At 34.8% G+C, this 420-nt stretch carries 1 protein-coding gene; it reads left to right on the top strand.

All coding sequences use genetic code 11. The features are described 5' to 3' along the window. Positions 1-206: 206 nt before the first annotated feature. The coding region (locus tag M3148_RS17385) for a hypothetical protein (protein WP_251305972.1) at positions 207-420 on the top strand (214 nt) is incomplete at its 3' end.

Genomic DNA, 420 nt, shown 5'->3' with positions numbered 1-420 from the left:
ACCTAAACCGATTGACCCTGAAAAGCCGAAATATTCATCGCCGAGACCAAGGCATTAAATTGAGAACTTGGATTAAGTAACGCGCTTAGAGAGTTGAGTGACCACATCACCCCATTTTGAAGCAATGCAAAAAATCTATTGCAAACCTTGTATATAATGTATACATTATATACATTATATACAAAAAAACAAATGACAGAGGTTTTATGTCACAAACAATCCGAATCAACGATGATGCCTACAAAAATCTAGAAAGACTGTCTGAAGGATTTGAAACCCCTAGTGAGACTATTCTTAGGATCACTCACGATTTTGAGTACCAAAAGATATTTAGTCAAATTAATGGGGTTATTGTTGAAAAAATTAACATTATGAAAGATGAAGGCTTGGACCATCAAACAGCTAATATCTTAACCCACT

This window comes from Georgenia satyanarayanai (assembly GCF_023715365.1).
In the GTDB taxonomy this organism is placed as follows: Bacteria; Actinomycetota; Actinomycetes; order Actinomycetales; family Actinomycetaceae; genus Oceanitalea; species Oceanitalea satyanarayanai_B.
This window is presented reverse-complemented; position numbering and strand designations above follow the sequence as displayed.